The sequence below is a fragment of the Pseudomonas sp. NPDC089734 genome, from assembly GCF_044748865.1.
Classification (GTDB): Bacteria; Pseudomonadota; Gammaproteobacteria; order Pseudomonadales; family Pseudomonadaceae; genus Aquipseudomonas.
Genome location: NZ_JBIVGV010000012.1, coordinates 88,714 through 112,029, shown reverse-complemented (window position 1 = coordinate 112,029; position 23,316 = coordinate 88,714). Strand labels below are relative to the sequence as shown.

Below are 23,316 nucleotides of genomic sequence, written 5' to 3'. Positions count from 1 at the left end.
ATCCAGCCTCTCGTCAATCCGTCGCCAGAATGGACCGCTCCCCATGCCCCAGACACACAATGCTGCCCCGCAAGCGCCTCTCAAGGTCACCTTGCAGGTCGTTTCCATCGTTTTCTTCACCTTCATCGGTTACCTGAATATCGGTATCCCCCTCGCCGTCCTGCCGGGCTATGTGCACACCGACCTTGGGTTTGGCGCCGTTGCAGCCGGCCTGGTCATCAGCATTCAGTACCTGGCAACACTCGTCAGCAGGCCATGGGCTGGCCGCGTCATCGATAACCTGGGCAGCAAGAAAGCCGTGCAATACGGCCTGGCGGGGTGCGGTCTCAGTGGCATCTTCATGTTGCTGCCGATTGCCATGCCGGGATGGCCCGTCGCGAGCCTGGTCAGTCTGTTCATTGGCCGTATTCTTCTGGGCAGCGCAGAAAGCCTCGTGGGATCAGGTGCGATCGGTTGGGGCATCGGCCGTGTCGGAGCCTCTAACACTGCAAAGGTCATCTCCTGGAACGGCATCGCCAATTATGGCGCTCTGGCAATCGGCGCACCTCTGGGTGTGTGGCTGGTCAAGTCACTGGGCCTCTGGACCATGGGAGGCAGCATCATTGCCCTCAGCGTGATCGGGCTTGTGTTGACCTTGAAAAAGCCGGCTGCGCCCATCGTACATGGCGAACGCCTGCCCTTTACCCATGTGCTGAAGATGGTTTTCCCACACGGTATGGGCCTGGCCCTGGGCGCCATTGGCTTCGGCACCATCGCAACCTTCATCACCCTGTATTACGCCAGCAACAACTGGCCCAATGCGGTTTTGTGCCTGAGCCTGTTCGGTGCCTGCTTCATCATTGCCCGCCTGCTGTTCGGCAACCTCATCAATCGTCTGGGCGGCTTTCGAGTGGCGATTGCCTGCCTCTCGGTGGAAAGTCTGGGGCTGTTGTTGCTCTGGCTTGCACCGACGCCCGGCCTTGCCCTGGCTGGCGCAGCCTTGAGCGGCTTTGGCTTTTCTCTGGTATTTCCTGCACTGGGCGTGGAAGCCGTGAACCTGGTCCCCGCATCCAGCCGTGGCGCGGCCGTCGGCGCCTTTTCGCTGTTCGTCGATCTGTCACTGGGGATTACCGGCCCGCTGGCCGGCGCCATTGCGGCCGGATTCGGTTTTGTCTCGATCTTCCTCTTTGCGGCCCTTGCCTCTATGAGCGGCCTGGCCTTGAGCATCTATCTATACAGACAGGCGCAGGTCATGCGCGAGCAGAGAAACCAGTGAGCTTGCTCAAAAATCGACTTTTCCCCGCCCGGCCTTGATCGAACCCCGCTTGCTCTTGGCATCCAGGCGCCGCGTTCTGGACCCCAGCGTCGGCTTGGTCGGCCGGCGCTTTTTTTCGACCTTGCCGGCGCTGACGATCAACTCACTCAAACGCAACAACGCATCGGCCCGGTTCTGCTCCTGCGTACGGTACTGCTGCGCCTTGATCACAATCACACCCTCACCGGTAATGCGATGATCACGCAGCGCCAGCAGCCGCTCCTTGTAGAACGGCGGCAGCGACGAGGCGTTGATATCGAAGCGCAAATGAACCGCACTCGACACCTTGTTGACGTTCTGCCCACCCGCGCCCTGGGCACGAATGGCCGTCCACTCGATTTCCGAGTCAGGTAAATGGACGTTATTGGAGATGATTAACATCGGGCTCTCATGGAAAGTTGCAGAATCGGATCGCGCTTATCAGGACATCCTGCCATCGCAAGAGCTGACGACCGAACACATAAACTCATTCATGAAGGCTTGCGAAACATTGATAGCACGGACAGGCATCTCGATTGCCGACGTACAAGGGTGAGTTCTTCATGCATATCCAACAATGAGGCATTTGCTGGAAACGAGGGCAAGAAAACAAAGCCTCTTACAGAGCACCGCCAGCGTGTTTCAGCCGGTTGAGTTTCTCCCGGCTTCCACACACACTCATCTGGCACCATCGGCGCTGTTTGTTTTTGGAGCTGTCCAGAAACAGCCAGTCACACTCCAGCGAAGAACAGCATTTCAGGTGTTGCAGGTCAGGGCCAGTCAACAGGCTTTCGGCCTGAACCGCCAGACGCCCCACCAGCATCGTGGCCAGTTCATCAACCGTCGAGCAGTGCTTCCAGCCCCATGCCGGCAAACCGTTCTTGACCGTCAACACCCGCCAGGCATTGCCTCGTTCGAGTGCATCATTGAGTGGTTGCAACACCTCCGGGGTCACGGGTTGTTCTTGTGACAAGGCGTAGAAGATCCGGAACAGGCTTTCACGAAAATCCACGACCGATTTCAGGCACGGCTGGAACGGAAACACCGAATCCAGAATGGAGGATTTGTATGCCTCGTATTCGGCATGGGTGATCAATGAGGCATGTAACGCCCACTCAAAAAAGAACTGGAAGCTATTGAGCCTGTCCTGTGGTGCATCCAGGGACGAATTCGGACGGCGGCCGTTACAGGTATTGATGAAGTCCAACACCACAGCCCCGCCGATCAGGCGAATCATTTTTACAGCACTGAATGCGTGTGACATCCACCCTCCCCCAACTGCCGATTATGCGGTCAGGGGAGGATAACCTCTTTTACCCGGATGCAGGGCGTACGCTGTCCGAATCAGTAAAATCTGTCTGGGCACTGGAAATCCAGGTATGCACCTGCTGGACTGACTGCTCGATCGACAGCTCGTGGGTCTTCAGATGAATCTCCGGGAAGACAGGCACATCGTAGCCGGAATCAATGGCGGTGAAGTTCTGGATCAACCCCGCCCGGGCTTTCTTGTACAATCCCTTGGGATCTCTCGACTCCGCCGTATCCAGCGGAGCATCGACATAGACTTCCACGAAACGGTCGGTCCCGATAATGGAGCGGGCATAGTGCCTGCTTGCAACGGAAGGTGATATCAGCGCCACAATGACAATCAGGCCAGACTCCGCCATCAAACGGGCCACCTCTGCCACACGGCGTATATTTTCGTCTCTGTCGGAGTCTGTGAACCCGAGGTCCTTGCACAGACCGTTTCTGACCGAGTCGCCATCGATGATGTAGGTAAAACGGCCTGCTGCTCTCAACTCAACCGCCAGTGCATCGGCGATAGTCGACTTGCCGGAAGCCGAGATGCCCGTCATCCAGATCACCAGCGGCTTTTGTTTCATCTGTGGATGTTCAGGCCTCAGGTAGCTGAACGCAAAACCATGGAGATTCTGACTTCCGGGGATAGGGAAATAGCTCATGATCGCTCTCACTCAGATGCTTTGCTTTTACGCAGGATGAACACCATCGCGAACTGCAGGAACAACAGCAGCGACACCGCGATATAGACCGAGGAAAAAGAGCCCGTCATGTCCTTGGACAGCCCCCCGAGGAAGTTACCGCACACACCGCCCAGGCCGATGAGCACATTGGCAATCCCGAAGGCCTGGGTCAGGCGGCTGACAGGAACAATTTGCCCGATATAACTCGGAACAAGGCCAAAGATGGGGTAGAACGCCAGCGCGAAGAGGAATGCCGACACGTAAAACACGGCAACGTCACTGAAAGCAAACACCAGAAGGCTGGCCAGACCGGCACTGAAGAAACACATCAACAGCGCTGTGCGTACGCCCACTTTATCGGCGATCCAGCCGACCAGAAAACCGGATGCCATGCCAACGGCACCGATCGTGGTCCAGATGAAGCCGGTCGTGGCGACCGAAACACCCAGTTCGTCCCGAAGATAAGGAGCCAGATATGTTTGAAACGGCAGAAGCGTAACCCCATTCAAGAATGCAATGGCCCAGATCGAATAGAGCGATTTGCTGAGCCACGATCCCTCCGCAACCGGCTGCGCAGCGCTCTGCTTCTGTACATCGACGGAGGGCTCGCCCCCCATGTTGCGCAACAGAAAAAATGCGATGAAACACAGCGCCAGAGAAATGAGCCCGGCGGTCAGCCAGATGGAGCGCCAGCCACCATGTAACGTCAGGAATGAAACCAGCAGCCCGTTAATGAACACACCGTAGCTGGTGCCACTGGAAATCAATCCCATGACCCTGGAGCGATTACCGGGACTGAACCCCTTGGTCACGATTTCAGCCAACGGGATATAGACCGAAGCCGAACATCCCCCCAGCAGAATCAGTAAGCCGCCGGACAACCAGATATCATTGCTCACGCTCAAGCCCAGCAAGGCCAGGGTCGTTATAACGGTAGAAACAAGACTGATCTTCCAGCCTTCAAAGAAACGGCTGATGTAACTGGTGACCGATGAAAACACCAGAAACCCGATTTGTGCGCCGCCTGTGATAATCCCCACGGTGGTGTAGTCGAAGCCGATATCTCTTCGCATGTCCACCACAAGGTTTGCAAACAGGTACACACCAAAGCCGTAGGTACTTGCCACAAACCCCGTCAACACCACGGCCAGAATGGCGCTGTCCATTGCCCGGACAGGAGAGTGAGCCATCGTGCCTATCGCTTCACCTTTCATAGAGCCACCGCCGTATGGATAACGAAATCTGCACTCAACATATCGAAAGGGCGTTTGAAATCGCCGTACATATCCCGATAGGAGAACCCTGAAGCGTTAAGTTCAGACTTCAATTGCTCGGGCAATAACGGATACACCTTGAGCGAATAACGTTCGTCATCCTCAAAGGTATATATGAACTCACAGAGTTCAGAATTGACTTCGCCCAGGGTCACCGAAGCATTGCCACCGCAGTAATAGTACTGGCCGCTCGACTTGTACCGACCGGCACAAATGGCAAAGAAGTTTCGTTGATCGACCACCAGCAGGCCGCCGGGCTTGAGCAAGGCCTTGAAGTTGGCCAGCACTTTCAAGCGATCGATTTCTTCAAACACATGGCACAAGGAGCTTCCCAGACAGACAAGCGCGTCGAAGGTACCGAGAACCGAAGGGTCCAGCGCCAGCCAGTCCAGATGATGGGTTTCGATGTCCAGGCCATGCTTCTGGAAGTTATGCCTGGCCTTGGTCAGCATGGTAGGGCTGCCATCGGTTGCAACGACGTTCAGACCGGCCTTTTTCAGTTGCACGGAATGAAAACCGCTTCCAGTGGAAACATCGATGACCCTTCGCGCTCCTGCGCGCTTGAGCAGGTTCTCGAAAAAACCGTTCTCGCCTTCTTTTCTCAAATCCCAGTCAATTAACTCATCCCAACGACTAACGAAGTCGGATGAATATTGCGAGGCATAATCTTCAACGGTCTGAGGATGTTGAACGAGGTATTGATTCATAACTGTCTCCTACCCGTTAGAGTTTCTGAACGCCGCATAATGGCTGGCCAGTTCTTTTGAAAACGCTTCGGACTGTGAAAGTGACATGTGCCTTTTCGAGTAGCCCAGGAGCTTTCCGAAAATCGACATGCAGGCAGGATTGAACGTCACTGAACCATCGTCGTGGATCTCATCGATCCCATCCTGACGTTGGCACAGGCTATTGATCTCTATTGCCTCCTGACGGGTACAGGAGGGCGAGAATTGCACCTCCACTTGCCCGTCATGCAACTTGACCGGGTAGCCACCGGGCAATCCCAAAGGCCCCGGCGCGTGCACAACCACAGGTGTTGCAGAGAACAGACCCTCGAGGACTGTCACGGCAGAACAGGCTGTCAGGTATTGGCCGTCGATCCCACCCAGCCGACGGAACTCCGTTCTGACCGTATCGAAAATAGCGGCAGGCAATAACCGGTCGGACTGGGGTTCTCCCCTGACGCTATACAACAACTTGTAATGTGCCTCTCGAGGCAGGCCACCGCGGGGCACGTAATGACTGAAATAATGCTGGGTATACAGACTGACACTCACCTCTTCCGGCGGTTGTTCCAGCAGGCGGGCAATGGATAAACGAGTAGCCGGAATCAGATTGGCTACGTTTCCGATCCCCAGGTCCGGTGCCAGCCCGACCTTGCTCAAGATAGGATTCACGGCATCGGGAAAGGCGGCATTGACGGTTTTAGTCACCACTCCCGAAGCCTTTACCGCCCGCATCAGGCTGTGCATCAACGTGAGATGCATCGGCAACCAGGGGCCAAACTGTGCCTTGTCCAGCTCTTCGAATCGATGCTTCGGCAACTGAGTGATAATCCGCCACGACTGCAGCGACGCACAGTTCATGACAATGTCAGGATTATGTTTTTTCAGGACATCGGTCATCCTGTCCACATCCATCACATCTGCAACGACAGGCTCAATCGAGATGTAGGCTCCCAACTGAGCCGCCGACAACGCGACCAGATTACAGAAACGGACCGTTGGTTCTTCCTGCCGTCCAACGACAACAAATTGAAAGTTATTCCGGGGAGCCAGTATTTTCAGAATCTGCAAACACAGATTCCCGGCCCCGACCAACATCAACTTCTTTTTTTCAGGCAGGTTTTTCATCGTGGGTAGGCTCCGTTATCGACGGGAATGACCTTGCCCGTGATATGCCGGGTGGCTTCGGAGATGAACAGCAATATGACGTCTGCGACTCCACCAGGCCGGATCGGGTCCTTGAGAATCTCCTGGCGTGCATACTCGTCACGCCGATAGGCAGGAATCGTGTCGTAGATGGCCGTGTCATGGATCAGTGCAGGTGAGACAGCGTTCACCCGGACAAAAGGCGCAAAGTTCCAGGCATTCGCCTTGGTCAGGCCGATGACAGCTGCCTTGGTGGCACCATAAAGAGCATCACAACTTCCGACCTCTCCGGCAACCGAGGAAATATTGACGATGCACCGCGGTGCTTCGTGCTTCATTTCTCGCTCGGCAAAATCCTTGGAGAGGTAGATCAGCGCCTTGACGTTGACATTCATGATCTCCTCTATCTCTTCATCGGAATAGAGATAAACACTCTTGCCGTGATAAAGGCCCGCGTTATTGATCAAGGCATAAATTGTCGAATGGCGCTCGTACAACGCAGGAATAAAGCCTTTGATCGTGCGGGGGTCCGAGAAATCGGCATGATGGACTTCAAGTGCATCGGGGCCATAGGCCTTCTGTAGCGATGCCAGCCCGACAGCGTCCTTGTCGACGGCAATCACAAAGTAACCCTGCTCGATGGATTTTTCGACGGTGGCCCGACCAATACCGTTAGCAGCTCCCGTAATAATGATCTTCTTCATGGAGACTCCTTATCCTTATTGGCAAAATGCGTTCATGCGCTCATAGAAAGGGCGGTGATATTCATGCAACGCCTTGAGTTTCGAGTTCTGATTGAAGGCCTGCATATCGATGTCCGGTTCTGGCGAACCCACGATCTGTTCACTCTGCTCGGCTGCGGTGTGCCAACTTCGCCAGGTCTTCCATTGCGAAGGACACTCACGCTTCCAGGACATGGCCTGAGGCATGTGCTCAATGCCGAGAAACTCACAGAGTTTCCGTATCACTGTTTCAGGATCGCGGGCCAAATGATCGGCATTGATGACATAAGGAATATGTCCGGTCAGCTTGGTCACCGTGCAGAAAATTTCATACATCGCCTTGTGGCCTATCGCTTCCAAAGGCATATCAGGAAAAACAGCATGGTGAGAGAGAATGCTGCGCACCGGTTCTCTTATCAGAAAGATATTGGTTTGTTGAGAAAGAAAAGCCTCATCCTTCTTTAAATCTTCAACACAGTGATAACACATGTCCTTATGAAAAACGTTGCGCGTTTTCGTGGCTTCGACAAGGACCTCTTTTATGCCTTCATAAGTATGTGGAAACTGATCATCCCAGTCATCGGAAGGAATGGAAGACGAGGGAGTAAAGGCCATGTGTGCAAAAGGCTCGTGAAACACCTCGAAGTCCTTGCGTTCAATGAATACACGCTCCAGCACAGTTGATCGGGAACGAGGATGCGCCCAAAGTCCAACCATCCTATTCATAGTGCCACTCCATATTCTGCGGCCATGACCGAATTGAGGGTGGGTTCAAAACTGTTTTGTATCGGGCTTAATCGGGTGCAGTAATCGACAAGACGGCGATAAGCCATACTTGCTTCATTACAGGTATTGATAAAAGCTTCATGATTGCAGAAATCATACGGTTCAATACCGCCGACACGAAAGGCATCGGTAAAGTAAGGGATCTGCATGAGTTTGCTGACAGTTGAAGGCGGGGGCTGAATAACTTCTGCACCAGGCGATACAGGATGACCGTGGCTTTCACGCTCAATAAGAAACTCGACAACATCAGGGGTCAATGTGTAGCAGGTTTGATACTGACCGGTTTTCTCCAGATGCCAGGAGTGTTTTCGCCCGTATTCGTCGACATCTATCTTGATGCTGGAGAGCAGTGTCTTGATCCTTGCCGAGGAAGCACGGACAAGCGTCTGAATCTCCTGATAGATCATGAGTTCGGCCCAACGCTTGTCCTCATCGCTCAGATCGATATTTCTTTCTGACGCCTGCAGAGACAATTCAGGCTGACAGGAAAAACGCCCGATCATGAACGTGATGACGTATTTGCAATGAGACGTTTCAATACCATTTTCAAGGGCCATGGCCCTGCCCCGTTCAATCGCACTGATCCCGGCCTGGAACTGTGAAACCGTAAAACAGAAAGTGATATTGATCGAACAGCCACAAGCAACAAGATTCTGTACGGCTGCCAGCCCTTCCGGACTGCCAGGCACCTTGACCATGACATTTCCGGCCAGCTCGTGAAGCTCAAGCCCACGCGCAGTCATTCGGTCGGCACAACGCACATCGACAGGGTCTACTTGAGCGGAAATCCAGCCGTTGACCTGCTCGGAGTGATTCCACAACCTGGTCAGGGTTGCAGCCCCCTCACTGATGACAAGATTGCAGAGGCTCTTCTGTAATGCACGGGGTGCCAGATCCGATGCATCGAAGCGTGAAATCCAGTAATCCTTTTTCTGTAAAATTGCCGCTGCCACCAGACGCGGGTTGGTCGTGACGCTGCTTAAACCCTTACCTGGAACAGAAAAATTATCAGGCATCAGCTGTTCAATATGAGCCCGAACCGAAGGGTATTTTTCAAGAAGCTTTCGTTTATGCGAGGGGTATATTATTGGAGAGGAATCCCACCACACCTCTGAAACATGGTCGTTTGCCTGTAGTCTTTCTATATATCCTATATAGCTCAAAACACAGCCTCCCTAATTGTTATCTTACCAGTGCAACATCCCTGGCAATTCACGCATATTAGAAAAGGGCAGAGCGCCAGCATTGGCCAGCATCAAATGTCGATCCACAGGACCAAAACCCAGGACCTTGATATTTGCCGCGATAGCTGCCTGTATCCCGGACAGACTGTCCTCGATAACAAGCGCCTCGTTGGTTTTTATGTTGTAGTGCTCACAGGCCGTCAAGAATACTCGCGGATCCGGTTTCCAGGCACCCAACTCATAACAACTGAAAATGCGACCTTCAAAATAAGAAAACAGTTCCGTCAATTTAAGACAGTGTTCAATCTTTTTTCTGGGCGCACTAGAGGCCACACAGTATGGGGTGTTCAATCCTTGAAGAACTTCAATTATTCCATCAGTAGCCTTGAGATGTAAGTTCAGCGCCTCAAACGATCTCTCCCTATACTGACGTTCAAAACAGCTATCCAACCGAAGACCGGTTATGCGCTCCACCTCCAATAAACAATCGCCAATCTTGCGACCACGGTATCGGCTCACAAATTCAACGACATCAAAGTATTCAGAAACATTCAACAACACACGCAATCGATCATTCAGCATGGATGCCAATAACGTAAGTGTTATTTCTTCGCTCTGAACAAGCACTCCATCACAGTCAAAGATAATCAGTTTTGGAGGCTTGATTTTTTCGGATATGGCTTCATGGATGGTGTTATTTTTCTTGATTGCCAATTCATTCATAGGCATTCCCGGTATGACGTCTAAATTGACAATGACCCGAGAGTCGCACACGCGTACAAAACCTGTCAAACCATTTTAAGCGGATTTAATATAATTAATAGGAATATATTTATAACCATAAATCCATTTTCGCGATAAAAAACAATACTCAATCGGCAAGAAAAACGCTCTGGCTCAACGCGTAGGGAGATGTCATCGGCAAAGGCAGGGACAGAGTGAAAAGCAGCCGTTACAGGGCTCAAGATGAGTGAATAACATCAAATAGATATCACTCTCTCAGCGACGCACCAGTGCCAACGGACACGTCATGCAGACAGCCTCTCAAACGCTGTTTCAGGAGCTACATATCAAAAACGCTGAATGCAAAAAAGCCGGAAATCCTTGTTCAGGATGTTCCGGCTTTCTCTATAAGATGGTGGGTCGTGTAGGATTCGAACCTACGACCAATTGGTTAAAAGCCAACTGCTCTACCAACTGAGCTAACGACCCTCTGTTGCTTGGCGCGTATATTACTGATTTCTATGAGTAATTCAACACCTTTCTGTAAAAAAATTAAAAATAACGTGTCGGGTCTTCTACACCGGCCGCTGCGAAGCCTTCTGCACGCAGGCGGCAGCTGTCGCATTTGCCGCATGCACGGCCATCATCGTCGGCCTGATAGCATGAAACGGTCAGCGCGTAATCGACCCCCAGAGCCACGCCCGCCTTGACGATGTCGGATTTGCTGAGGTTTTGCAGCGGGGCACGGATCGTGAAGCCCTGGCCCTCGACACCCGCCTTGGTCGCCAGGTTGGCCATACGCTCGAACGACTCGACAAACTCAGGGCGACAATCCGGATAACCCGAATAATCCACGGCATTGACGCCGATAAAGATGTCACGCGCTTCAAGCACCTCTGCCCAGCCCAGAGCGAGGGACAGGAACACGGTATTGCGCGCGGGCACATAGGTGACCGGAATCCCCTCAGAGGGCGCCTCAGGGACCGCAATGGAGCTGTCGGTCAATGCCGAGCCACCGATGCCGTTGAGATTGAGGCCAATGACCTTGTGCTCGACAGCCCCCAGATCGCGTGCGACACGCGCAGCAGCGTTCAGCTCGGCACGATGGCGCTGGCCATAGTCAAAACTCATGGTGTAGCAGGCATAGCCTTCTGCACGGGCCATTGCCACTACCGTGGCTGAATCAAGGCCGCCGGACAGCAGGATTACGGCTCGTTTCTCGGTCATGGTCAATTCACTCATTTCAGCGCCCCGGCTCGTCATCCCAAAGAATTTTGTGCAACTGCATTTGCAGACGGACAGGAAGGTTGTCGGCAACGATCCAGTCCGCCAGGTCACGCCCTTTCAGCTCATGGTGGCTGGCCGAGAAAAGCACTTCGCCAGCTCGCTTGTCCAGGCTGTATTGAATCAGCTTGGAAACCGCCCAGTCATAGTCATCCCTGGAACAGATCACAAACTTGACCTGATCGTTGGGCGTGAGCAGCTCCATGTTTTCATAGCGGTTACGCGCCACCTCCTTCGAGCCCGGGGTCTTGAGATCGACCACACGGCTGACACGAGGATCGACGGCCGATATGTCCAGGGCACCACTGGTTTCCAGCGATACCTCGTAGCCCGCGTCACACAGACGCTCAAGCAATGGAATGGCGTTGGGCTGAGCCAGCGGCTCACCACCGGTTACGCAGACATAGCGTGGGCGATAAGCAGCCACCTGCTCAAGGATGTCATCCAGCGTATGGATCTTGCCACCGCTGAACGCATAGGCACTGTCACAATACTGGCAACGCAAGGGGCAGCCGGTGAGACGCACGAATACGGTGGGCAGCCCAGCCGTACGGGTTTCACCCTGCAACGAGTAAAATATTTCGGTGATGCGTAATGTGTCTTGCATATCAGCCACGGGCGTAACAGCTAAACAGGCCGTCCGCCTCCGTCAGGCACTTCAAAGCACCCTGCAATCGCAGAATCCAGCGAAGCGTAATAATTACCGGAATTTCGGGTGCGAAATTCTAACGAAAAAAGCCGCGACAAGCGCGGCTTTCTTGAATCTCGGGTCAACGCATCAGAGACGCTGAAGATCCCGTTGTGCCAATTGCGCAGCGGAAGTCCCCGGATACTGGGAAACCACCTGCTGAAGAATGCCCTTGACCTTGTCGGAGTGACCCAGACGGCGCTCGACATCAGCCAGCTTGTAAAGGGAATCAGGCACCTTGGCGTGCTTCGGGTACAACTGACTCACCTTGGCGAAGGCCTGGCCTGCACCCTGAAGGTCGCCTTTGGCCAGATTGACTTCGCCCAGCCAGTATTGGGCATTGCCCGCATACGAGCTGTTCGGGTATTTGCGCAGGAAAGCGGTAAATGCCTGACTGGCTTTATCGAAATCCTTGGCCTTGATCAAATCGAAGGCAGCTTCGTAGTAAAGCTTTTCCTTCGCCGGATCAGCGGGCTCTGTGCCTGCTGCCGGAGCCTGGGCCGCAGGGGCCGAAGGCGTCCCGCCGGCGTCGATGGCGCCGCCAGAGGGTTGGGAATTATTGGTAGCTGCAGCGGCTGCGCCACTGGAGATACGCGAGTCGAGATCCTGATAACGCTCCAGCGCTTCCTGCTTCATGCGCTGAATATCGTTTTGCTGGACCTCAAGAAGACCACGCAAACGCGCGATTTCTTCCTGCATTTGCTGCAGTTGCATGAACAGCTGACCGTTTGCCGAGGTCGGGGCCGAAACCCCTCCCCCGGCATAGGCGCCGGACGTGCCATAACCCGCTGGCGGATAACTGCTGCTGCCAGAGCCAGAATTGTCATCGACCACAGGAACCGCACCCCACGCTGAAAGCGGGAGGGTGAGGGCCAAAACGGTTAGAGCACGTCGGCACGTTCGCATGTCAAATTACTTACGCAGTTCGACGCGACGGTTTTGAGCCCAGGATTGCTCGTCGTTGCCGGTAGCAACTGGACGCTCTTCACCGTAGGAAACCAGTTCCAGCTGAGCTGGGGAAACGCCTTGCAGAACCAGGTAGCGTTGAACGGCTTTCGCACGACGCTCGCCCAGAGCCATGTTGTACTCACGAGTACCACGCTCGTCGGTGTTGCCTTCCAGAACGACGCGAGCGCCGTTTGCTTTCAGGTCCTTGGCATGCACGTCCAGGGAGCGCATTGCTTCTGGCTTCAGATCCGAACTGTCGTATTCGAAGTAGAAGGTGGTGATTGCGCGCAGAGCTGCTTCTTCGCTCAGGCTGCCGTCAACAGCGCCAGTGTTGGCACCGTAGCCAGCGTTAGGGTCAACAGCGCCAGCGCCAGCGTTATCGCCGCCTTTGGACGAGCAACCAACAGCTACAGCCATGGCCAGAGCCAGCGCAGCAAACTTACCAAACTTCAACATTTCCATCTTGAAACTCCTAATGAACCCCAGTGTGTTAAGCAAATCGTGTAGCGCCGCGTCAGTTCAGGTAAGGGGACCAGGAAGGTTCTCTGACTTCGCCTTGAGCGGTAGGAAGCGGGAGCCTTACGCGTCCGTTAATGGACACGAGCATCAAGACTCCCCGGCCCTGCTGGCGGGTGGCGTAGATTACCATGGTGCCGTTGGGCGCAACAGTAGGCGACTCATCAAGGTTGCTATCTGTGAGGATTTTTACACTTCCGCGAGCCAAATCCTGCACTGCCACCTTGAAATTGGTGAAGCCGTCCTGCCGGTGAATCATTACCAGCGTCTTTTCATCCGCTGACAATTTCGGGTTGGCATTGTAGTTACCCACGAACGTTACACGTTCGGCACCACCGCCATTGATGTTCGTCTTGTAGATCTGTGGCTTGCCGCCACGGTCCGACGTGAAATATAGCGTAGATCCGTCCTTGCCGAAGAAAGGTTCGGTATCGATGGACGAATCGTTGGTCACGCGAGTCAACTGACGGGAAGCCAGATTGATCATGTAGACCTCAGGGTTACCGTCCTTGGACAGTACGAACGCCAGCTTGCTGCCATCGGGCGACCATGCAGGCGCACCGTTGAGACCTTCGAAGTTGGTGATCTGCTCACGACGGCCGGTATCGATATGCTGGACAAAGATACGCGGACGCTTCTGCTCGAACGAGACATAGGCGATACGCTTGCCATCGGGAGCAAAGCGTGGCGACAGGATCGGCTCGCGCGATTGCAACAGCGTGACCGCACGGGCACCGTCGTAGTCCGAGCGTTGCAGGGTGTAACGGGTGTTGCTTTCCGAGAAGCGCTCGGCCGTCACGTACAGCATGCGGGTGGAGAAAGCGCCCTTGATGCCGGTCAGTTTCTCGAACGACTGGTCGGCGATGTAGTGCGCCATGTCCCGCAACTGGTCATTGGTACCCGATACGCTACCAGCCAGAACCTGTTGTTCGGTGGCCACGTTGAACAATGCGTACTGGATCTGCAGACGACCGCCCGCCGGGACGATGTTGCCCACCATGACGTATTGCGCGCTCAGGGCTTTCCAGTCACGGAAGATGATTTCGCTGGCCTGGGTCGGCAGGCTGATCATGTTCTGTCTTGGAATGGGTGAGTAATAACCCGAGTTGCGCAGGTCATTGCTCACGATATCCGCCATGTCTTCCGGCAGCACATTGCCGCCCTGCCAGCCAAAAGGCACGACAGCAATCGGAGTGGCGCGGTCACTTCCGCTGGTGACCATGATGTTCTTTTCTTCTGCGACGGCTAATCCCGCCGCACAGCAAAGAACCAAAAGCAGTCCTCGAAGAAGGTTAATCACAAGGCTAGATCCTCAGGTGTGAATGTCATCTTGAATGAACGATAGGGCGCGAAGTCCGCTGGCTTCAAACCCTGCATTTCTGTCAAACGACCAATATTCTTGACCGCTGCCACTGCCGAACTGTCGAACGGCCCGTCACCACTGGACTTGGAAACAGTCACCGAAGTCACTGTACCGTCCGGCAACATACCGATCTGCAGCACCACTGCCATACCCTTGCGCGCAGACGGTGGGCGAGCCCAACCTTCGGACGCACGCAGACGAATCAGGTCGTCGAAATTACCCGCAGTCTGGTCACCGACTTCATCGGCCAGCGCCTGTTGCCGTTCCGTTTTATCGGACAGCAGATCAGCCAGAGCCTGAGCCTTTTTATCCTCGGCAGACTTGCGAGCCGCTTCCTGCGCCTTCTTCGCAGCCGCATCGGCAGCCGCTTTCTTCTTGGCGTCCTCGGCAGCCTTTTTCTTCGCCTCTTCAGCCGCCTTTTTCTTCGCTTCATCGGCAGCCTGTTTCTTGGCTTCCTCGGCGGCGGCCTTTTTGGCGTCTTCCTCGGCTTTCTTCTTCGCGTCTTCTTCGGCTTTCTTCTTGGCTATATCCGCCAACTGTTTCTCTTCGGCCTTTTTCGCATCGGCAGCTTTCTTGGCTTCGTCAGCCTTCCGGGCCTCCTCGGCTTTCTGCTCGGCTTTTTTAGCCTCTTCGGCGGCCTTCTGTTCTTCGGCTTTTTGAGCAGCCTCTTCTTTCTTTTGTTCCGCAGCCTTTACAGCTTCCTGCTTCTGCTGCTCGATCTTCTTCTGTTCCAACTGCTCGACTTCAGTCTGTCGTGCAGCGGTCTTCTTTGCCTCGCCCGCAATCTTCTGGTTGGTCTGGGTGGTCGCCTGACTCTTGGACTTGAGCTGATAAAGCGTAGCCTGAACGACAGGTTTGGCCTCCGGCAACTCGGGAGTCATGGCAAAACTGACGAAAAGCATGCCAAAAATCAGGATATGCAGTGCCACAGCCCAGACGGAGGGCCAGAAGTAGCTTTCCGAGGCAGACGGCTCTCGAATCGGCTGCATCAGGGGGCCTCAGTAATCAAACCAACGTTTCCTACCCCAGCCTTCTGCAGTCCACCCATCGTGCCCATGACAGAACCGTAGTCAACGGACTTGTCACCACGAATGAAGACCTGCGTCTGCTTGCCGGCATCACGACCGGCAGCGACGATCTTGGTCACGGCCGCGGTCAGTTGCGGCAGGGTCATTGCCTTGTCCATCTGCTTGTCGGTATCGACTTCGCTGCCAAGGTTCCAGTAATAGGTCTTGTCAGCCTTGATCGAAATGGTCAGGACCTGATTGTTGTTGTCTTGCGGCAAAGCCTCGCTGGAGACCTTGGGCAAGTCGACCTTCACGCCCTGGTTGATCATGGGAGCGGTCACCATGAAGATGACGAGCAGCACCAACATCACGTCGATGTAGGGCACTACGTTCATTTCGGCGACCTGCTTGCGTTTTCTGCGACGATCTCGAGCGATTAAAGCCATGGGGAATTACCTGCTCACTCTTCGCTGGTATGCACTTTACGGTGCAGGATCGCCTGGAATTCATCGGCGAAGGTGTAGTAACGGCCGATCAGGGTCTCGCTGCGAGCGGAAAAACGGTTGTAGGCGATGACCGCCGGAATGGCTGCGAACAGGCCGATGGCGGTTGCAATCAGTGCTTCGGCAATACCTGGAGCCACAGTGGCCAGGGTGGCCTGCTGTGCAGTGGCCAGGCCGCGGAAGGAGTTCATGATCCCCCAGACCGTACCGAACAGACCGATATAAGGACTGGTGGAACCTACGGTTGCCAGGAACGGCAGGCCGGTTTCCAGTTTTTCCTCTTCGCGGGAAATGGCCACGCGCATGGCACGGGCAACACCTTCCATCACCGCATCAGGGTCTACACCGGCCTGCTGGCGCAGACGGGAGAATTCCTTGAAGCCGGCACGGAAGATCTGCTCTACGCCGGAATCCGGATCAGGGTTGCTGCCCGCCTGACGATAGAGCTTGGACAGGTCGATACCCGACCAGAAACGCTCCTCGAAGCTGTCCAGGGCGCGTCGACCGGCGCGCAGCATATTGCTGCGCTGAAAAATCACGATCCACGAAGTGACTGAAGCAGCCACAAGCATCAGCATTACCAACTGAACAACAATGCTGGCATTGCTGACCAAACTCCACATGGAGGAATGGTCGACGACGTTAGCTTCCACGCTTTATCTCCTGCTCTGAATGTATGCCCGCGCCGCTCTGGTCGGCAAAGGCCGCTCGCAAAGCTTCGGGAATGGCCCGGGGCTTCAAACTATCGGCGCGTACACACGCCACCAAAAACTGCCCCTCACAGAGCAGCGTTGCATCCGATGCCAGCCTGACTTGCTGTCTGAAGCACAGACTGGCACGGTTCAATTCGATCACTTCTGCGCTGACCAGCAGTTCATCGTCCAGTCGCGCCGGCTTGTGGTAACGAGCCTCGCTGGAATGCACGACAAACAGCAGGTCCTCCTTCGCCAGCACGGATTGGGCAAACCCCAACTCCCGTAGCCGCTCGGTACGAGCCCGCTCCATGAATTTCAAATAGTTAACGTAGTAGACGATGCCGCCTGCATCGGTGTCTTCGTAATAAACGCGACAGCGATGCGCGAACGACTGAACCCCGTTTTGCGCGCGCATACTCTAGTGCTTACTCCTCGGGTTGCCAATCGGGTCAGGCAACTGTTTTTCAACGTTTTGCCACTTATTGAATGCTTCGCCTGTCAGGCTGGCAATCTGACCACTGAAACGGGAAATAAATCGGTAGTCGCCACGATTAATCGGTTGCGTCATCAGCCAAACCCTCCGATGCAGACATCTCCCCCATTCTTGAGGGAATGTTCAACCCAAAGTGCAGGTAGGCATGCCGGGTAACGACCCGTCCACGCGGCGTACGCATGATATAGCCCTGCTGGATCAAATACGGTTCCAGCACATCTTCAATCGTATGCCGTTCTTCACTGATGGCAGCGGCAAGGCTGTCGACCCCCACCGGCCCACCGTCGAACTTTTCGATCATGGTCAGCAGAAGACGTCGGTCCTGATGATCGAAACCGTGCTCGTCGACATCCAGCAGGTTCAGAGCCTTGTCGGCCGTCTGCCGGGAAATATGGCCATTGCTGCGCACTTGCGCAAAATCCCTCACACGCCTTAACAGTCGATTGGCGATACGGGGCGTGCCGCGGGCGCGACGGGCGATCTCATAGGCGCCTTCCGGCTCGATGGCCAGCCCCAGAATACCGGCCGAGCGCGACACGATGGTCGACAGATCCTCCGTACTGTAGAACTCCAGGCGCTGGACGATACCGAAACGGTCGCGCAACGGATTGGTCAGCATACCGGCACGCGTGGTCGCGCCCACCAGTGTGAATGGCGGCAGATCAAGCTTGATCGAACGAGCCGCAGGCCCTTCCCCGATCATGATATCGAGCTGGAAATCCTCCATCGCCGGATACAGCACTTCTTCAACGATAGGCGACAAACGATGGATCTCATCGATGAAGAGCACGTCATTGGGTTCAAGATTGGTCAGAATCGCGGCCAGGTCACCCGGGCGTTCCAGCACCGGCCCGGAGGTACTCTTGATCGACACCGACATTTCCTGGGCAATGATATTGGCCAGAGTGGTCTTGCCCAGCCCCGGCGGGCCGAAGATCAAGGTGTGATCCAGAGACTCGTCGCGCCCGCGCGCAGCCTGAATGAACAGCTCCATCTGCTCGCGCACGGCAGGCTGGCCGATATAGTCAGCCAGACTCAGAGGGCGAATCGCACGATCCAGTTGTTCTTCACGATCACGACCGCTGCTGGCGGTGATCAGACGATCGGCTTCAATCACTTACGCCATCCCCTTCAAAGCACGTCGAATGAGGTCTGCACTGCTCAAGTCTTTTTCCTTGATCGCCGAGACGGCCTTGCTCGCCTCTTGAGGTTTGTAACCCAGGGAAATCAGTGCGCTGACCGCGTCGGACTCGGCCGAGGCCACCGGCTCTGCCTGATTCGGGCCGTTGGAAACCAGCGTAAAGGTCCCCGGCAACGCTTCCCAGGCCTTGAAGCGGTCCTTGAGTTCAACCAGAAGACGCTCGGCAGTCTTCTTGCCCACCCCCGGAATCCGGGTCAGGGCCGAGGTGTCCTGCGCCTGAACGCAGCGTACCAGCTCATCGACCTCCAGGCCCGACATCAGCGCCAGCGCCAGTTTCGGCCCCACGCCATTGAGACGGATAAGCTCACGAAACAGCTCGCGCTCGCGTTTTTCAAAAAACCCATAGAGCAGGTGTGCGTCCTCGCGAACCACCAGATGGGTATGCAAGGTCACGGGCTCGCCGACATGAGGCAACCGATAAAGGGTTGTCATGGGCACTTCCAGCTCATAACCGACGCCATTGACGTCCAGTACCAGATGCGGCGGCTGTTTCTCGGCGAGAAAGCCACGTAAACGTCCAATCACGTATCAGATCCTTTCGTGTTGCCAATCGTTGGCGTCGCCAGCGTGAAAATTGTGGACACCATCATCACAGGACTCAACAGACCTGCAAGTAAAAATATGCATGCGGATGATGCAGTCAGAGACGCAACCGCCCACCGCGACTGCGAGCAGTCGCCAACCCATGAGGAATCAGGCTTGAACGTGTGTGCGCATGGCACAAGGCAATCGCCAGGGCATCGGAAGCATCGATCTGTGGTTTCTGGGTCAACTTGAGCAAATGCATGACCATCATCATCACCTGCTCTTTATTGGCACCACCGGTTCCGGCAACCGCCTGCTTGACCTGGGTCGCCGTGTACTCGGCAATCTCCAGCCCCTCCTCGGCACCGGCCACAATCGCGGCCCCCCTCGCCTGCCCCAGCTTCAAGGCCGAATCGGCGTTGCGTGCCATGAAGACCTTTTCGATGCCCATCGTCACCGGCTCATAGGTCTGGATGACTTCACGCACACCACGAAACACGATCTGCAAACGCTCGTGCAACTCACCGCTACCCGTCCGGATACACCCCGAAGCCACATAGACACAGCCACGCCCGGTATCACGTACAACGCCATAGCCGGTGATTCGCGAACCGGGGTCGATACCAAGAATAAGAGTCATAACGCCTGCAGCTTGAGAAGAAACACGGAACAATGAATGCAGCATAAAGGCAGAAGCCGGGAGCCGACAGCAGTGTGATGATCACTCCGCTTCCAGCCCCCGGCCTCCAATGTACAGCCGACAACAAGCGATCAGCCAAGCTGCTCCATGATGTCGTCAGGAATTTCCGCATTGGAATAGACGTTTTGCACATCATCCAGGTCTTCAAGCATGTCGATCAGCTTGAGAACCTTCTCTGCGGTCTCCAGGTCAAGCACGGCACTGGTCGAAGGCAACATGACGATTTCCGCATCGGACGCCTTGAACCCTGCTGCTTCCAGCGTATTACGCACGGCATAGAAGCTGGAGAACGAGGTGAACACGTCGATGGAGCCATCCTCATTGGTCACGACGTCATCGGCATCCGCCTCCATCGCCGCTTCCATCAGCGCATCTTCATCGACACCGGGAGCAAAGGAGATCTGCCCCTTGCGGTCGAACAGGTACGAAACGGAACCATCGGTCCCCAGGTTCCCGCCGCATTTGGTAAACGCATGGCGAACGGCCGCTGCGGTACGGTTGCGGTTATCGGTCATGGCCTCGACCATGATAGCCACGCCCCCAGGACCGTAACCTTCGTAGCCCAGTTCCTCGACATCATCACCATCGGCCGCACCAACACCGCGAGCAATGGCACGGTCGATGGTGTCGCGGGTCATGTTGGCGCCAAGCGCCTTGTCCAGGGCCAGACGCAGACGGGGGTTGGAACCGGGATCACCACCACCCTGACGGGCAGCGACTGTCAGCTCACGGATCCACTTGGTGAAAATCTTGCCTTTCTTGGCATCCTGACGCTCTTTGCGGTGCTTGATGTTCGCCCACTTAGAATGACCAGCCATTTCTCGCTCCGGATTCTTCTGAAACACATAACCTTTCACCCGTACGGGACGGGTGAAAGGCTTTACTCATAAGGCGCAATACAGGGCATAAAGATTACGCCCTGCCCGCATCACTCGGCCTTTTGCTGCTCGCGCAGGCGAATGTGCAGCTCACGCAGAGCCTTGGCATCCACGACACCAGGTGCCTGGGTCATGACATCGGCAGCACTCTGGGTTTTCGGGAAGGCGATCACTTCACGGATCGACTGCGCGCCGGTCATCAGCATCACCAGACGGTCCAGGCCGAAAGCCAGACCACCATGAGGCGGCGCACCGTACTTCAGGGCATCGAGCAGGAAGCCGAACTTCTCTTGCTGCTCGTCTTCCTCGATACCCAGCAGACGGAATACAGCCTGCTGCATTTCCTTGCGATGGATACGGATCGAACCGCCGCCCAGCTCGGTGCCGTTGAGCACCATGTCGTAGGCACGGGACAAGGCCTTGCCCGGGTTGGCTTCCAGCTCTTCAGGCGTGCATTTCGGCGCGGTGAAGGGGTGGTGCAATGCGCTGAAGCTGCCGTCGTCGTTTTCCTCGAACATCGGGAAGTCGACGACCCACATCGGAGCCCACTCGCAGGTGTGCAGCTTGAAGTCGTTACCAACCTTGATACGCAGCGCGCCCAAGGCCTCGCTGACGATCTTGGCCTTGTCCGCGCCGAAGAACACGATGTCGCCGTCAACCGCGCCAACGCGATCGAGGATTACATTGAGGTTGGCTTCCGGGATGTTCTTGACGATTGGCGATTGCAGGCCATCAACGCCGTTGGCGCGCTCGTTGACCTTGATGTAGGCCAGGCCCTTGGCACCGTAGATGCTGACAAACTTGGTGTAATCGTCGATCTGTTTGCGCGGAATGCTTGCTCCGCCGGGAACGCGCAATGCGGCAATCCGGCACTTCGGATCGTTGGCAGGACCGCTGAACACCTTGAACTCGACGTCCTTGAGCTGATCGGCAACATCGACCAGTTCCAGGGGAATGCGCAGGTCCGGCTTGTCGGAACCATAGCGGCGCATGGCCTCTTCAAAAGGCATGTGCGGGAATTCGCCGAATTCCACATCCAGCACTTCCTTGAACAGCTGACGAACCATTTTCTCGGTCAGACCGATGATGTCCTCTTCGTTGAGGAAACTGGTCTCGATGTCGATCTGAGTGAACTCAGGCTGACGGTCGGCACGCAGGTCTTCGTCACGGAAGCATTTGGCGATCTGGTAGTAGCGGTCAAAGCCAGCCACCATCAACAGTTGCTTGAACAGTTGAGGCGATTGCGGCAGGGCAAAGAAGCTGCCGGGGTGTGTGCGGCTTGGTACCAGATAGTCGCGGGCACCTTCAGGGGTGGCGCGGGTCAGGATAGGCGTCTCGACGTCGAGGAAGCCATTGTCATCCAGGTAACGGCGGATGCTGCTGGTAATGCGCGAACGCAGACGCAGCTTCTCGGCCATTTCAGGACGACGCAGATCGATGAAGCGATAGCGCAGGCGGGTTTCTTCGCCCACGTCGGAGTATTCGTTGAGCGGGAACGGAGGTGTCTCGGACTCGTTCAGGACTTCCAGCTCGTAACCGAGAACCTCGATGGCGCCAGAAGCCATATTGGCATTGACAGCCCCCGCAGGACGGGCACGCACCTTGCCGACAACCTTGACGACGTATTCGCTGCGAACGCGGTCGGCAGCGGCAAAAGTATCGGCACGATCGGGATCGAACACCACCTGGGCCATGCCTTCACGGTCGCGGATATCGAGGAAGATCACGCCCCCGTGGTCACGACGACGGTGGACCCATCCGCAAAGGGTAATTTCCTGACCTTCCAGACTTTCGTTCAGTTGGCCGCAATAGTGGCTGCGCATCATGATGGTGTTTTCACTTCTCGTAATTCGAAATTCAGTGGGGCTTCCGCTCCTGGCCTGCGCTCAATAGTGCAAGGCACCGGCATACAGTTCAAGCCAGTCCCTGCCACGCAGAGTCGTGCCCGCCAGCAAGGCGAAGGATTATATAGAGTTAATCGAGGCCTTGCAGCCGAACGAACTCATCCTGCGGGGATAAGTTCGCATCCACCCGGACCACAGCCCCGATACACCGCCCCACGTGACTCGCCGCAAACTCGCCCCTGAAAAATGCGCGGACAGAATCAGGCTTGTACCTGCTCCAGGCGATCGGCTTTCAAGAGATGGGCCACACACACCACACGGATGAGCCCGCTGAAATTCTTTACACCGCCGTAACGCAGATGAACCTCCCTGTCGATGTAGGACAGCACGGCATTCACGGAGCAATTATTGGATCGTGCAATAGCCGAGAGTATGTTCCAGTAAACCTTTTCCAGTCGCAGGCACGTCGCAAGACCATTGAGCCGGACAGATTTCGAGTACGGCTGCGCCAGCGTCATATTGAAATCCTCGACAAAAGGGTCATTGCGTATCGACGACTGTCGACTTAAATCTTTGACCTCACGTTCAACACCTCTAACCATGACAATATCCACCTCTAGAAATCAATTCGGAATCCCGGCAAGAAACATTTAAAAATAAATAAATGCAATGCCTATAAAGCCCGAATAAAACCCTCATAACCAGTGGAACTTACACCCTGACATCGTAGGAGATGACCACAGAAAAACCAGGAATATGAAACATGTTTAAAGTCATAACTTAAACACGGCATTCAATTGCGTTTAATATTTATAGCTTTTAGACAGATTCACACTCAACAGGCATCAACCAAGAC

Annotated in this window: 26 protein-coding genes and 1 tRNA gene; 1 reads left to right on the top strand and 26 read right to left on the bottom strand. The window is 55.1% G+C overall.

The window, feature by feature from the left end:
• The first annotated feature begins 43 nt into the window (after positions 1–43).
• A complete protein-coding gene (locus ACIPY9_RS16380) occupies positions 44–1,255 on the top strand; it encodes an MFS transporter (RefSeq protein WP_400703311.1) in 1,212 nt (403 codons plus the stop codon).
• A gap of 6 nt (positions 1,256–1,261) precedes the next feature.
• Here ACIPY9_RS16380 and arfB read toward each other — a convergent pair whose 3' ends face one another.
• The 26 genes from arfB to ACIPY9_RS16250 all read right to left on the bottom strand — a co-directional run bounded on the left by arfB (position 1,262) and on the right by ACIPY9_RS16250 (position 23,068).
• Entirely contained in the window at positions 1,262–1,675 is a 414-nt protein-coding gene (arfB, locus tag ACIPY9_RS16375; protein ID WP_400703308.1) for an alternative ribosome rescue aminoacyl-tRNA hydrolase ArfB, read from the bottom strand.
• 217 nt (positions 1,676–1,892) lie between these two features.
• Complete coding sequence (locus tag ACIPY9_RS16370) at positions 1,893–2,537, bottom strand: CGNR zinc finger domain-containing protein (RefSeq protein ID WP_400703305.1); 645 nt, start codon at positions 2,535–2,537, stop codon at positions 1,893–1,895.
• Between the two features lie 49 nt (positions 2,538–2,586).
• Positions 2,587–3,234: an adenylyl-sulfate kinase gene (gene cysC, locus ACIPY9_RS16365; protein WP_400703302.1), complete on the bottom strand. Its 648-nt coding sequence runs from the start codon at positions 3,232–3,234 to the stop codon at positions 2,587–2,589.
• 8 nt (positions 3,235–3,242) lie between these two features.
• Complete coding sequence (locus ACIPY9_RS16360) at positions 3,243–4,445, bottom strand: nitrate/nitrite transporter (protein ID WP_400703299.1); 1,203 nt, start codon at positions 4,443–4,445, stop codon at positions 3,243–3,245.
• 20 nt (positions 4,446–4,465) lie between these two features.
• The gene (locus tag ACIPY9_RS16355) at positions 4,466–5,236 is read right to left on the bottom strand and encodes a class I SAM-dependent methyltransferase (RefSeq protein ID WP_400703296.1); all 771 of its coding nucleotides are present in this window, start codon (positions 5,234–5,236) and stop codon (positions 4,466–4,468) included.
• A gap of 9 nt (positions 5,237–5,245) precedes the next feature.
• The gene (locus ACIPY9_RS16350) at positions 5,246–6,382 is read right to left on the bottom strand and encodes a hypothetical protein (protein WP_400703293.1); all 1,137 of its coding nucleotides are present in this window, start codon (positions 6,380–6,382) and stop codon (positions 5,246–5,248) included.
• Entirely contained in the window at positions 6,379–7,104 is a 726-nt protein-coding gene (locus tag ACIPY9_RS16345) for an SDR family NAD(P)-dependent oxidoreductase (protein WP_400703290.1), read from the bottom strand. Before ACIPY9_RS16345 ends, ACIPY9_RS16350 begins: the two co-directional genes overlap by 4 nt.
• Before the next feature lie 15 nt (positions 7,105–7,119).
• Positions 7,120–7,848, bottom strand: a complete 729-nt coding sequence (locus tag ACIPY9_RS16340; RefSeq protein ID WP_400703287.1) for a sulfotransferase family protein — start codon at positions 7,846–7,848, stop codon at positions 7,120–7,122.
• Positions 7,845–8,924, bottom strand: a complete 1,080-nt coding sequence (locus ACIPY9_RS16335; RefSeq protein ID WP_400703284.1) for a transaldolase family protein — start codon at positions 8,922–8,924, stop codon at positions 7,845–7,847. Before ACIPY9_RS16335 ends, ACIPY9_RS16340 begins: the two co-directional genes overlap by 4 nt.
• 171 nt (positions 8,925–9,095) lie before the next feature.
• Entirely contained in the window at positions 9,096–9,815 is a 720-nt protein-coding gene (locus ACIPY9_RS16330) for an HAD family hydrolase (RefSeq protein ID WP_400703281.1), read from the bottom strand.
• Between the two features lie 413 nt (positions 9,816–10,228).
• Positions 10,229–10,304, bottom strand: a tRNA-Lys gene (locus tag ACIPY9_RS16325).
• Between the two features lie 63 nt (positions 10,305–10,367).
• On the bottom strand, positions 10,368–11,042 hold the full coding sequence (queC, locus tag ACIPY9_RS16320; RefSeq protein ID WP_400703278.1) for a 7-cyano-7-deazaguanine synthase QueC: 675 nt from the start codon (positions 11,040–11,042) through the stop codon (positions 10,368–10,370).
• Positions 11,043–11,058: 16 nt separating this feature from the next.
• On the bottom strand, positions 11,059–11,706 hold the full coding sequence (gene queE, locus ACIPY9_RS16315; RefSeq protein ID WP_400703275.1) for a 7-carboxy-7-deazaguanine synthase QueE: 648 nt from the start codon (positions 11,704–11,706) through the stop codon (positions 11,059–11,061).
• A 171-nt stretch (positions 11,707–11,877) separates the two neighbouring features.
• Entirely contained in the window at positions 11,878–12,693 is an 816-nt protein-coding gene (ybgF, locus tag ACIPY9_RS16310) for a tol-pal system protein YbgF (RefSeq protein ID WP_400703272.1), read from the bottom strand.
• A gap of 6 nt (positions 12,694–12,699) precedes the next feature.
• The gene (pal, locus tag ACIPY9_RS16305) at positions 12,700–13,197 is read right to left on the bottom strand and encodes a peptidoglycan-associated lipoprotein Pal (protein ID WP_004879156.1); all 498 of its coding nucleotides are present in this window, start codon (positions 13,195–13,197) and stop codon (positions 12,700–12,702) included.
• 52 nt (positions 13,198–13,249) lie between these two features.
• Entirely contained in the window at positions 13,250–14,551 is a 1,302-nt protein-coding gene (tolB, locus tag ACIPY9_RS16300; RefSeq protein WP_400703268.1) for a Tol-Pal system beta propeller repeat protein TolB, read from the bottom strand.
• The gene (gene tolA / locus ACIPY9_RS16295) at positions 14,548–15,603 is read right to left on the bottom strand and encodes a cell envelope integrity protein TolA (RefSeq protein ID WP_400703265.1); all 1,056 of its coding nucleotides are present in this window, start codon (positions 15,601–15,603) and stop codon (positions 14,548–14,550) included. Before tolA ends, tolB begins: the two co-directional genes overlap by 4 nt.
• Positions 15,603–16,067, bottom strand: a complete 465-nt coding sequence (gene tolR, locus ACIPY9_RS16290; RefSeq protein ID WP_400703262.1) for a protein TolR — start codon at positions 16,065–16,067, stop codon at positions 15,603–15,605. The genes tolA and tolR overlap by 1 nt, the downstream gene beginning before the upstream one ends.
• A gap of 14 nt (positions 16,068–16,081) precedes the next feature.
• The gene (gene tolQ / locus ACIPY9_RS16285) at positions 16,082–16,777 is read right to left on the bottom strand and encodes a protein TolQ (protein ID WP_400703259.1); all 696 of its coding nucleotides are present in this window, start codon (positions 16,775–16,777) and stop codon (positions 16,082–16,084) included.
• Positions 16,767–17,234 carry a tol-pal system-associated acyl-CoA thioesterase gene (gene ybgC, locus ACIPY9_RS16280; protein ID WP_400703256.1) on the bottom strand — a complete coding sequence of 156 codons (468 nt, stop codon included), beginning with the start codon at positions 17,232–17,234 and terminating at the stop codon, positions 16,767–16,769. Before ybgC ends, tolQ begins: the two co-directional genes overlap by 11 nt.
• Before the next feature lie 136 nt (positions 17,235–17,370).
• On the bottom strand, positions 17,371–18,429 hold the full coding sequence (ruvB, locus tag ACIPY9_RS16275) for a Holliday junction branch migration DNA helicase RuvB (RefSeq protein ID WP_400703253.1): 1,059 nt from the start codon (positions 18,427–18,429) through the stop codon (positions 17,371–17,373).
• Positions 18,430–19,038 (bottom strand): Holliday junction branch migration protein RuvA, encoded by a 609-nt coding sequence (gene ruvA / locus ACIPY9_RS16270; protein ID WP_400703250.1) that lies wholly within the window; start codon positions 19,036–19,038, stop codon positions 18,430–18,432.
• 115 nt (positions 19,039–19,153) lie between these two features.
• Complete coding sequence (gene ruvC, locus ACIPY9_RS16265) at positions 19,154–19,678, bottom strand: crossover junction endodeoxyribonuclease RuvC (RefSeq protein WP_400703247.1); 525 nt, start codon at positions 19,676–19,678, stop codon at positions 19,154–19,156.
• A gap of 131 nt (positions 19,679–19,809) precedes the next feature.
• Positions 19,810–20,556, bottom strand: a complete 747-nt coding sequence (locus tag ACIPY9_RS16260; protein ID WP_400703244.1) for a YebC/PmpR family DNA-binding transcriptional regulator — start codon at positions 20,554–20,556, stop codon at positions 19,810–19,812.
• A 110-nt stretch (positions 20,557–20,666) separates the two neighbouring features.
• The gene (aspS, locus tag ACIPY9_RS16255; protein ID WP_400703241.1) at positions 20,667–22,442 is read right to left on the bottom strand and encodes an aspartate--tRNA ligase; all 1,776 of its coding nucleotides are present in this window, start codon (positions 22,440–22,442) and stop codon (positions 20,667–20,669) included.
• A gap of 278 nt (positions 22,443–22,720) precedes the next feature.
• Entirely contained in the window at positions 22,721–23,068 is a 348-nt protein-coding gene (locus tag ACIPY9_RS16250; protein ID WP_400703452.1) for a ribbon-helix-helix domain-containing protein, read from the bottom strand.
• Positions 23,069–23,316 lie beyond the last annotated feature (248 nt).